This is a genomic window from Bradyrhizobium genomosp. III (assembly GCF_000261705.1).
Taxonomy (GTDB): Bacteria; Pseudomonadota; Alphaproteobacteria; order Rhizobiales; family Xanthobacteraceae; genus Bradyrhizobium; species Bradyrhizobium ottawaense.
In genome coordinates this window covers 44,860-55,265 of the sequence record NZ_AJQF01000021.1, presented here as the reverse complement: position 1 = coordinate 55,265, position 10,406 = coordinate 44,860, and the positions used below count along the sequence as shown (strand labels likewise).

Sequence of the window (10,406 nt, the reverse complement as noted above, 5' to 3'; positions counted from 1 at the left end):
CCCCCCGCCGATGACGCTGGTGGCGCTCTGCATCGCGCTCGCCTTCTGCTTCACCGGCGGGCTGCTCGCGATCGCGGCACAGATCACCGCGGCCGCGCTGATGATGGGCTATGCGCTGACCGGCTTTGCGGTGCTGCATACGCTCACGCTGACGCTGAAGAGCCGCACATTCTGGCTCGGCTCAACCTACGCCGTCGTGGTCGTGTTCGGATGGCCCGTGATCGCGATGGTGATCCTCGGACTTGCGGATGCCGTGTTCGGCTTCCGCGAACGCTTCCTGCGCAGCCGGCAACCGCCGCCGCTGCCGACCCCTTGAGTTCAACCCCGAAACCGAAACCGTACAGAGCACTTCAAAAGGAGAACGAATATGGAAGTCATTTTGCTGGAACGCGTCAACAAGCTCGGCCAGATGGGCGAAGTCGTGAAGGTTCGCGACGGCTATGCCCGCAATTTCCTGCTCAAGCGCGGCAAGGCGTTGCGCGCCACCGCCGACAACCGTGCCAAGTATGACGGCATGAAGGCCGAGCTCGAGGCCCGCAACCTCCAGAGCAAGGGCGAGGCGTCAAAGGTCGCCGAGAAGATCGCGGGCAAGAACATCATCGTGATCCGCCAGGCCTCGGAAGCCGGCCAGCTGTTCGGCTCGGTCAACGTGCGTGACATCGTCGTGGCGTTCGAAGCCGACGGCATCTCGCTGGCCCGCCCGCAGGTCCAGCTCGACGCGCCGATCAAGACCATCGGCAAGCGCTCCATCACCGTTGCCGTCCACCCCGAGGTCGAGGTCGAGATCACCGTCACGGTTGCACGCAGCCAGGACGAGGCCGAGCGCATCAACCGCGGCGAGGACATCTCGACCCGCAACGAGGACCGCGACGCGGCCGCCGAGGCGATCGCCGCCGCCGGCGAGTTCTTCGATCCGGAAGCCGAGCACGACGAAGCCGAGCCCGCACCGGCCGCGGAAGAGAAGTAAGCCTCGCATTCCTACGCGAAGCGAAGCCCGGTCGCCTCAGGCGGCCGGGCTTTTCGTTTTGACGGCGACGTCCTCGCTCAACATCGCGATCGAGGCCAGCGCCGTCGCCGTGTGCTTCTCGACACCGTCGCTGACGCAGAACACGTCGGCCGCGACCACCGACACCTGGCGGCCCGGCTTGATCACCCGGGCACGACAGATCAGCTTCTCACCGACCGCGGGCGACAACAGGTTGAGCTTGTATTCCGCCGTCAGCGCCGGCTGGCCGCGCGAGGTCGCGGCTGCGATCGTCGTGGCGTTGTCGACCAGGAAGGCGGTGACCCCGCCGTGGAAGAAGCCGTGCTGCTGCAGCAGCTCCGGCCGGCGATCCACAGCGATCGTGCAGGTGCCGCGCGACAATTCCGAGAGCTCGGCGCCGACCAGGTTCATGAAGCCTTGTCGGCCGACATTGGCGTGGATGCGTTCGGCCACAGTGGCGAATTCGGGATCTGCTGCGGCGCTCATGAGGCCTCTCCTTATGTCTTGTTGATGCGTTCGGGCGGCCTCAGCGCACGGCCGGCACAGGCGATCAACGTGTCGGCCTCGACGCGCGGATCGGCGCGGTCGCGTCCCGACAGGAAGGCGCGGCAGAAAATCTGCGCCGGCCCGATGAGCTGGCTGACGAACATCACCGGCGTCATCGGCAAGAGCTCACCGCTTGCAACGAGCGGCGCGCGCCAGCGCTCGATACCGTCGGCGAGCCGCGCATTTTGCGCGCGCTGGGCGTCGCGAACGTCCTCGCCCCACTCGCTCCGCGAAATCTCGAACAGGTAGCGCGCCTCGCGCCGGCTGGTCACGACCCAGTCGAGATGGGCCCGGATCAGCCGATCGATGCCCTGCTCCGCATCGGGCACGGGATCGAGCGCCGCCAGCACCGCGGCGTGATAGTGCCGCAAGACCTCCAGGAACAGCGCACCGGCGAGCTCCTTCTTCGAGCCGAAGGCGTGAAAGAAGCTGCCATTGGAGGCGCGGGCCCGGGTGCGGATCGCGGCCACCGTCGCGGCCTCGAATCCGACGCGGTCGAACACGATCAGCCCGGCTGCCAACAGGTCGTTCCGCACGCTCGCCGTCATGGACGCCTCCTAGAGTATTACTCTAGAGCAATACTCTAGACGCGGTCAATGCAATGCGGAGGCCGCGATGAAACGCGGCCTCCGCATGTCGATCAAAAATGTCGCTGGCTTAGCGCGAGATCGGCGGCGTTGGCGGACCGGACTGCTCGGCCGGCGCGGCGGGCGGGGCTGCAGCGGTCGCGGGTGGCGCCGGCTGCTGCGGCTTGGCCGCCGGCTCGGAGCTGGCCGCAGGCGCGGCCGGCTTGGGAGCCGCCTCTTCCGCCGGCTTGGGTGCGGCTGGCTCGGCAGGCTTCGCAGCCGGCGCTACCGCCGGGACTGGATCGGGCCGCAGCGCCGGAGCTTCGCTGCGGGGCTCGGCCTTGGCGCTGTCAGGCTTGGTCTCAACAGGCTTCTCGGACGCCTTGCCGCTGTCGGGCTTGGCCTCGTCGCGACCGGGCTCGACCTTGGCCGCGTCGGGCTTGGACTCAGGCTTGGATTCGGGCTTGGGCTCGCTCTTCTTCTCGTCAGTGGCTGGCGCGGCAGCGTCGACCTTTGGCGCCTCCTCGGTGCCGGGCTTGGCGCGGCGCTTGCCCTTGCGTCCCTCGGGCGCAGCCTGTCCCTCGGGCTTCGTGCCCTCCTCGACCGGCCGTGCGGCACGCTTCTGGCGCGCACCTTCCGCTGCGGGAGCAGCGGCCTCGCCGTCCGGCCTGGCCGCGTCCTGGGCGCGCGGGCGGCGGCCCTGATGCTCGGGATTGGTGCTCGCGTCCTTCTCCCTCGCGCCGTCCTTCTTGCCGTCCTTGGCCTGGTAGCGCGTGTCGGTGGCGCCGTTGGAGACGAGATAGGAGGCGAGGATGCCCGCCATGTCCGAGCTTGTGGTGTAGTGCTGGCGCAGGAAGCCCGGCAGCGAGCCCGGCGCGACGGACTTCAGAAGTCCGCGCGGGCTCTTGTGGCACGCATTGCAGGTCTGCGCGAAAAGCTGGGACGGGGTTTTGCCGGCCTCGAGGTTGGTCACCTGCGCAAAAACGGTATCGGCCGCGCCGAAGCCGATCAGAAGCAATACCGTCGCGAGGCTGAGCGCTCGGCTCGACATTCCCATCATCTCCATTGAATTCCGAGAGTTGCAGCCAGCGTGCGGCGCGGCAGCGGTCACCTTTTATCCGATTGAGCCACGAATGGAAGCAGGCACCACGCGCAAGGATGTGATTAAGCGGTTTGCGAATATCGGCTGTGAACTCAGCGCATTAGCGCAGCCGATCCTGCCTCCCTAAATTTGGATGCAAGCGCATAGGAACCGCCGCGTCACCTGGGCGTCAGAAGTGAAGGCCGGGTTAGTCGCATCCCTTCGGGTTCGCTCGAGAGGAAGGTGTCGATGGACCTCTTGTTGCGTAGATTTCTGTCTCAATTCATCCGCCGCGGCACGATGACGGTGACCGGCTCGAGCGGATCGAAGTTCACCGTTGGAGACGGCACTGGCGAACCGGTCGCGGTGCGCTTCGTCACCGCGGAGGCGGAGCGGAAGATTCTCGTCAATCCCGAGCTCGGGCTTGGCGAGGCCTATATGGACCGCGAGTTCATCGTCGAGCGCGGCACCATAGCTGATGCCCTCGCGATCCTGCTCGATCAACCCGACCTATTGCCGCAGTGGGCAAAACCCTGGTGGCGCCTGCGCTATCTGACGCGGCATCTGAAGCAGTTCAATCCGCGCTCGCGCTCCCGCCACAACGTCGCGCATCACTATGATCTCGATGCCCGGCTCTATTCGCTCTTCCTGGACGCCGACAAGCAATATAGCTGCGCCTATTTCGAGACGCAGGACGCGACGCTCGACGACGCGCAGATCGCCAAGAAACGGCACATCGCCGCAAAGCTGCTGGTCAGGCCCGGCCAGCGCGTCCTCGACATCGGCTCCGGCTGGGGCGGGCTCGGGCTCTACCTCGCCGAGATCGCCGCCGCCGACGTCACCGGCGTGACGCTGTCGAGCGAGCAGCTGCAGCTCGCCAACGCGCGCGCGGCCGAAAAGCGCCTGACCGGATCGGCCAGATTCCTGCTCCAGGACTATCGCGACATCGAGGGCCCGTTCGACCGTATCGTCTCCGTTGGCATGCTCGAGCACGTCGGCGCCCGCTTCTACGACACCTACTTCCAACGCTGCGCCGAGCTGTTGGGCGAGAACGGCATCATGCTGCTGCACGCGATCGGCCGTTCGCAGGGCCCGGACTCGACCAATCCCTGGATCGCCAAATACATCTTCCCCGGCGGCTACATCCCGGCGCTGTCGGAGGTGCTGCCGGCGATCGAGCGCGCCGGCCTCCTGGTCTGCGATATCGAGATCCTGCGCCTGCATTACGCGGAAACGCTGAAGGCCTGGCGGGAACGTTTCATGGCACGGCGCGAGGAGGCCGTGCAGCTCTACGACGAGCGCTTCGCGCTGATGTGGGAATTCTATCTGGCGGCCTGCGAGATGACGTTCCGCAAGCAAGCCATGATGAACTTCCAGATCCAGCTCACCCGGCGCCAGGGCGTGGTGCCGATCACCCGCGACTACATGCCGCGTGAAGAAGCCCGGCTGCGAGCTCGCGAACGCGCGAGCAAGCCCAGACTGAAATTGGCTGGTGAATAGGTCCTAGTCTGGTGAATAGATCCTAGTGACGCAGGGTCGACATCTGGGAGGAGCGGAAACTGGCCGTTAACGCCAGCTGCGCCCTCAGCGCGACCAGGATTTCCGGGGCGACAGGCTGGCGACGTATTTCGGGCCGTTCCGCGTGCTCCATGGCCGCAATCAGCCCCGAGAGCCAAAGCCGGCTACCCGCCTCGCTCCGCCAAATCTGGTGCTGCCGTTCTGGCCGCATCGCCTGCCTCGTTCCCTGTTGACGGATCGCGGGAGACAATTCCCTCCCCCGCCTGCCTGTTCCCGTCTTACCCCCGAAAGATTCCGGGGAGATGTGATCCAATTCACATAAGTCTGGTCGGGCCTGGCTTAGACCGTCGCCATGAGCAAAGAGACCCAAACCTCATTCGACGTGCAGGACGACCTCCGCACCGATTACGCCCTGATCGTTACCGGCGTCGGGGCGGCTCTGGTGGCGCTGGTCTACCTCCTGCTGGCCTGAAGGCGAGCCCAAAGCCGCCAGCGTGCGTCATTTCGCGCGCTTCTGGATTCGTCTGCGCGCCAATCCATTAGGTTCATGCCATAAGGTACATGGTTGCAGGATTTTTCCATGGCGCCGTCGCGGCCACTTCCTGGCCGGGCGAGTTCCGCAAAAATCCGTCAAGCGCGACGCGTGCTGCGAGCGCTAATCATCCACCATTTTAACTGAGCGGTTGATAGCGGTCAGCTTTCGCTTCCGCTTTGCACCGAGGCGGCGCTTTATCCCGGCCCCGCATCCGCCCAAGAAAATTGCTAAGCACGTCCGACCATGGCCCTGACTGATTCGAACGTCCTCAAACTCGCACCCGAGCCCGGCACTCCCGCCTACCGGAGCGCGCCGCATAATATCGAAGCGGAACAGAGCCTTCTGGGCGCGATCCTGGTCAACAATGATGCGTTCTACCGTGTCTCCGACTTCCTCGAGCCGAAGCATTATTTCGAGCCGCTGCACCAGACCATCTACGAGACCGCCGGCAGCCTGATCCGGATGGGCAAGATCGCCACGCCCGTGACGCTGAAGACGTTCCTGCCCGCCGACACCGACGTCGGCGGTATGACCATCGGGCAATATCTGGCGCGCCTCGCCGCCGAAGCGACCACCATCATCAACGCCCAGGACTACGGCCGCACCATCTATGACCTGGCGCTGCGTCGCGACCTCATCGGCATCGGCGAGGACATGGTCAATGTCGCCTATGACGCTCCGGTCGATTTCGCGCCGCGGGCGCAGATCGAGGACGCAGAGCGCCGCCTCTACGAACTCGCCGAGTCCGGCCGCTATGACGGCGGATTCCAGAAATTCTCGCAGGCGCTGGCGGTCGCGGTCGATCTCGCTGCAAAGGCGTTCCAGCGCGACGGCAAGCTGTCGGGCATCTCGACGGGCATGCGGGACCTCGACACCAAGATGGGTGGCCTGCAGCACTCCGACCTCATCATCGTCGCGGGCCGTCCCGGCATGGGCAAGACCTCGCTGGCCACCAACATCGCCTACAATGTCGCGCAAGCCTATGTTCCGGAACTCCAGGCCGACGGCACCACGAAGGCCGCCAATGGCGGCGTCATCGGCTTCTTCTCCTGCGAAATGTCGTCCGACCAGCTCGCCACGCGTATCGTGGCCGAGCGCACCGGCGTTCCCTCCTCCCACATCCGCCGCGGTGGCATCTCGGAAGCCGATTTCGAAAAGATCCGGGAGGTCTCGATCGAGCTGCAATCGCTGCCTTTCTATGTCGACGCGACCGGCGGCCTGTCGATCGCGCAGCTGATGGCCCGCGCCCGCCGGCTGAAGCGGCAGAAGGGCCTCGATCTGCTCGTGATCGACTACATCCAGCTGCTGTCGGGCTCGGGCAAGCGGAGCGATAATCGCGTGCAGGAAATCACGGAGATCACGACCAGCCTGAAGGCGCTCGCCAAGGAGCTCAACGTTCCGATCATCGCGCTGTCCCAGCTCTCACGCCAGGTCGAATCCCGCGACGACAAACGGCCGCAGCTCTCCGACTTGCGTGAATCCGGATCAATCGAGCAGGACGCCGACGTCGTGCTGTTCGTGTATCGCGAGGAATATTACCTCGCCATGAAGGAACCGCGCCCGGGCACGCCTGAACACGAGAAGTGGCAGCTCGACATGAGTCTTGCGCACGGCAAGGCCGAGGTCATCATCGGCAAGCAGCGCCACGGCCCGACAGGCACCGTTGACTTGGCCTTCGAGGCCTCGATCACGCGGTTCGGCGACCTCGCGCCTGACAGTCAGTTGCCGGCTCGCAGCGGCAACGACTACTGAGTTCCTTGAACAGGACCGGCCTCTTGCGTAAAACGACGCCATGACAATGGCGTCCGACCCGAAAACCATCTCACAATCCGGCCTTCTCTCCGCGGAGGCCAACCAGGCTGCCGCGCTCGCTGCCTATGGCGGCGTGCTGACCGTCGATCTCGACGCCATCATTGCCAATTGGCGCAAGCTCGAGAAGACGGCGGTGCCGGCTGAGTGTTCGGCGGTGATCAAGGCCGACGCCTATGGCTGCGGCGCCGCCGAGGTCGCGCGTGCGCTGAGCAAGGCCGGCTGCAAGACCTTTTTCGTCGCCACCATCGAGGAAGCGCGCAAGGTGCGCGCAGCCGTGCCGGAGCCCACGATCTACGTGCTCGGCGGCTATTTCCAGAATACCGGCGAGCACTACGCCAAGATCAATTGCCGTCCTGTCATCGGCGACCTCAACGAGCTCGCCGAGTGGGACGTGTTCTGCCGCCGCACCGGCTGGACCGGGGGCACGGCCGTTCACATCGACACCGGCATGAACCGGCTCGGCCTGACGTTATCGGAAGCGCAGGCCATCATCCCCCGCATCAATGCCGGCGATCACGGCATCACGCTGGTGATGAGCCATCTGGTCTCGGCCGAGCAGCTCAACAGCCCCGTGAACGCCAAGCAGCTCGCGGCCTTCCGCGGCATCGCCAGCGAATTCTCCGGCGTGCCGGCGGCGCTCGCCAATTCCTCCGGCATCTTCCTCGGCGCGCCCTTCCAGTTCGATATGGTGCGGCCGGGCGCTGCGCTCTACGGCGTCAACCCGACGCCGGAGGCCGACAATCCGATGCAGCCGGTGGTCGACCTCAAGGCGCGCATCGTGCAGATCCGCACTATCGAGCGCGGCGAGACCGTCGGCTATGGCGGCACCTGGACCGCGCGGCGGCCGACAAAGCTCGCGATCATCGCGGTCGGTTATGCCGACGGCTATTTCCGCGCCGCCAGCTCCAATGACGGCACCCGCGGCGCCGAGGTCATCGTCGCCGGCAAGCGCTGCCCCGTCGCCGGCCGCGTCTCCATGGATCTCATCGCGATCGACATCACCGATCTGCCGCCGAATGCAGCGCGGCGCGGCCACCTGGTGACGCTGCTCGGCGAGGGCATCACCGTCGACGAGCTCGCGCATCATTTCGGCACCATCGGCTACGAGGTGCTGACCAGCCTCGGCCACCGCTACGCCCGACTCTACAAAGGCGGCAATGTAGAGGAACCGCTGGTGAAGCCGGAGCCAGCGCAGGCCGCCGAGCAACCGCCCTCCCCGCCGCCAATCGAGCAGCCGGCAGCCCCGCCGCCGCTGCCGGGCTGAACTCTCGTGCCCCGGATGCGGCGCAGTGCGCTGCTGAGCCGGGGCCCATCTCTCTACAGCGCACCGTGTCGCTGTCTGGGTCCCGGCTCGCGCTACGCGCGTCCGGGACACGGAAGGGATCGCTTACTTCTTCTTCCTGTTGTCCAGCGCCGCCTTGCAGGTCGCGCTGAGCTGATCGCGCTTGTCGGTGAGGCAGGCGACGACGCGCCCTCCACCCGGCGCGATGCCGGCGCAGAATTTATCATAGTCTGCCTTGCACGCACCGCGCGGGTCGGACGATTGTGCCGACGCGGCCCCGGAGAACGCGAGGGCGACGACGATGGCGGCAAAGTTCAACTTGGACATTTTATCTCCGGGTACGGAAGGCAGGAGCCGGTAGCTCTACATGAAGATCGCGACATTCAACATCAACAACGTCAACCGCCGCCTGCCCAATCTGTTGGCATGGCTGCGCGCGGCAAAGCCCGATGTCGTCGCGCTTCAGGAATTGAAGGCAAGTGATGGCGAATTTCCGGCGGCCGCGATCGAAAAGGCCGGCTATGGCGCGGTGTGGCGCGGACAGAAGACCTGGAACGGTGTCGCGATCCTCGCCCGCAATGCAGAGCCCATTCTGACCCGCGACCGCTTGCCTGGAAAACCCAGCGATCTCGAAGCCCGCTATCTCGAAGCCGCCGTGCGCGGGATCATCGTCACCAGCATCTATCTGCCGAACGGCAATCCGCAACCGGGGCCGAAATTCGACTTCAAGCTCGACTGGTTCGCGCGCCTCAAGCGCCACGCCAAGAGCCTCATCAAGCAGGATCTGCCCGTCGTGCTCGCCGGCGACTACAACGTCGCGCCTGCAGAGATCGACATCTATCCGACGCGCTCATGGGACAAGGATGCGCTGATCCAGCCGAAGAGCCGGGCAGCCTTTGCTTCGCTCGTCGAGCAAGGCTGGTGCGATGCGATCCGCGAGCTGCATCCGGACCAGCGCATCTACACGTTCTGGGACTACAAGCGGAACCGCTGGCCGCGCGATGCGGGGCTGCGGCTCGATCATCTCCTGCTCAGCCCAGCCCTCGCCCCGCGCCTGGCCAAGGCCGGCGTCGACAAGAATATCCGCGGCGAGGATGGCGCCAGCGATCACGCGCCAGCATGGGTGGTGTTGAAATAGCAGAAGTGCCGTAGGTGGGCAAAGCGAAGCGTGCCCACCAAACTCGTTTACGGAGACAGACGGTGGGCACGGCGCAAGTGCGCCTTTGCCCACCCTGCGATCACCCGAGTTCAGCGCCCATAATAGTCCTGCACCGTGTCCCATGCCGCCTTTTGCAGAAGCTGCGCCGTCCCCGCATCCAGCCCCAAAGTGTAGGCATTGTCGACAGGCGAACGGCCTGTCAACGCGGCAAACGTCACGCATGCCGCAAGATAGGTGCCCGCCGGACTCGGATGCCGCTTGTCCAGCGCATACAGATTGAGCTCCGGCCGCAGCTTGCGCACCCGCGCGAAGGCAAGACCTGCAGGAATGACCAACGCATCGTTGGCATTGCCTGCGATCGTGTAGGCCTCGGCCAACGATTCCGTCATCTCCGGCTTGTCAGCATAGGCCCAGGACATGAACAGCACCGGCCGCATGCCGTGGACGCGAACGATCTCGCTGTCCTTCTTCGCGAAAGTCGCGAACGCGTCCTTCAATTGCGGATGGATCGGGCACTGGCTGCAATCCATCATCACGACGGCGTCGTACTGCCGGCCTGGCTTGTTGAAGATGACGTTGTTCTGCTCGTCGAAGGAATACGCGCCGAGGCCGCCCGGCCGCAGCAGATTGTCCATGTCGTGCCAATCGAGGCCGGAGCCGCCGATCGTCACCATGGTGTTGCGGTACACCGCCTTGTTCGCGGGATCCACAGCCCGCTCCATGAAGGTGAGATGCCCGGGCATGCCGTTGTTGTAGTAGAAGAAGCTGTTGCCGACGAACAGCGCTGCCTTGGGGAAGTCCGGTCCGAGCGAAGTCACCTTCGGCCTGGTCTGCGCCTGGACATTGAAGCCGGCTGCAACGGCGAGACACATTGCGAGCATGAGTCGCGCAAAAAGACGCATCATGGCTTCCTCCCCTTTTC

At 65.2% G+C, this 10,406-nt stretch carries 10 protein-coding genes and 1 pseudogene; 6 read left to right on the top strand and 5 right to left on the bottom strand.

Going from position 1 to position 10,406, the window contains the following annotated elements:
• A pseudogene (locus tag IC66_RS0102100) lies at positions 1-316 on the top strand (hypothetical protein); the annotation flags it as partial.
• A gap of 51 nt (positions 317-367) precedes the next feature.
• Complete coding sequence (rplI, locus tag IC66_RS0102095) at positions 368-967, top strand: 50S ribosomal protein L9 (RefSeq protein WP_038946503.1); 600 nt, start codon at positions 368-370, stop codon at positions 965-967.
• Positions 968-1,003: 36 nt separating this feature from the next.
• On the opposite strand, the gene IC66_RS0102090 is transcribed toward rplI, so the two are convergent.
• The 3 genes from IC66_RS0102090 to IC66_RS0102080 all read right to left on the bottom strand — a co-directional run bounded on the left by IC66_RS0102090 (position 1,004) and on the right by IC66_RS0102080 (position 3,148).
• Positions 1,004-1,471 carry a PaaI family thioesterase gene (locus IC66_RS0102090; RefSeq protein ID WP_038946502.1) on the bottom strand — a complete coding sequence of 156 codons (468 nt, stop codon included), beginning with the start codon at positions 1,469-1,471 and terminating at the stop codon, positions 1,004-1,006.
• Between the two features lie 11 nt (positions 1,472-1,482).
• Positions 1,483-2,079: a TetR/AcrR family transcriptional regulator gene (locus IC66_RS0102085; protein ID WP_038946501.1), complete on the bottom strand. Its 597-nt coding sequence runs from the start codon at positions 2,077-2,079 to the stop codon at positions 1,483-1,485.
• Between the two features lie 109 nt (positions 2,080-2,188).
• Complete coding sequence (locus IC66_RS0102080; protein ID WP_038946500.1) at positions 2,189-3,148, bottom strand: hypothetical protein; 960 nt, start codon at positions 3,146-3,148, stop codon at positions 2,189-2,191.
• Positions 3,149-3,427: 279 nt separating this feature from the next.
• Here IC66_RS0102080 and IC66_RS0102075 point away from each other — a divergent pair, with 279 nt between their 5' ends.
• The 3 genes from IC66_RS0102075 to alr all read left to right on the top strand — a co-directional run bounded on the left by IC66_RS0102075 (position 3,428) and on the right by alr (position 8,307).
• Entirely contained in the window at positions 3,428-4,678 is a 1,251-nt protein-coding gene (locus IC66_RS0102075; RefSeq protein ID WP_028145033.1) for an SAM-dependent methyltransferase, read from the top strand.
• Between the two features lie 796 nt (positions 4,679-5,474).
• On the top strand, positions 5,475-6,983 hold the full coding sequence (locus IC66_RS0102060; protein ID WP_028145035.1) for a replicative DNA helicase: 1,509 nt from the start codon (positions 5,475-5,477) through the stop codon (positions 6,981-6,983).
• 40 nt (positions 6,984-7,023) lie between these two features.
• Entirely contained in the window at positions 7,024-8,307 is a 1,284-nt protein-coding gene (gene alr / locus IC66_RS0102055; RefSeq protein WP_085971605.1) for an alanine racemase, read from the top strand.
• A 123-nt stretch (positions 8,308-8,430) separates the two neighbouring features.
• Here the strand turns inward: alr and IC66_RS0102050 are convergent, their stop codons facing one another.
• Entirely contained in the window at positions 8,431-8,652 is a 222-nt protein-coding gene (locus tag IC66_RS0102050) for a cysteine rich repeat-containing protein (RefSeq protein ID WP_028145037.1), read from the bottom strand.
• 40 nt (positions 8,653-8,692) lie between these two features.
• On the opposite strand from IC66_RS0102050, the gene IC66_RS0102045 reads away from it, so the two are divergent.
• Entirely contained in the window at positions 8,693-9,463 is a 771-nt protein-coding gene (locus IC66_RS0102045; protein ID WP_038946496.1) for an exodeoxyribonuclease III, read from the top strand.
• A gap of 110 nt (positions 9,464-9,573) precedes the next feature.
• Here IC66_RS0102045 and IC66_RS0102040 read toward each other — a convergent pair whose 3' ends face one another.
• Positions 9,574-10,389, bottom strand: coding sequence for a DUF4886 domain-containing protein (locus IC66_RS0102040; protein WP_038946493.1), 816 nt, complete (start codon positions 10,387-10,389; stop codon positions 9,574-9,576).
• Between the last annotated feature and the right edge of the window lie 17 nt (positions 10,390-10,406).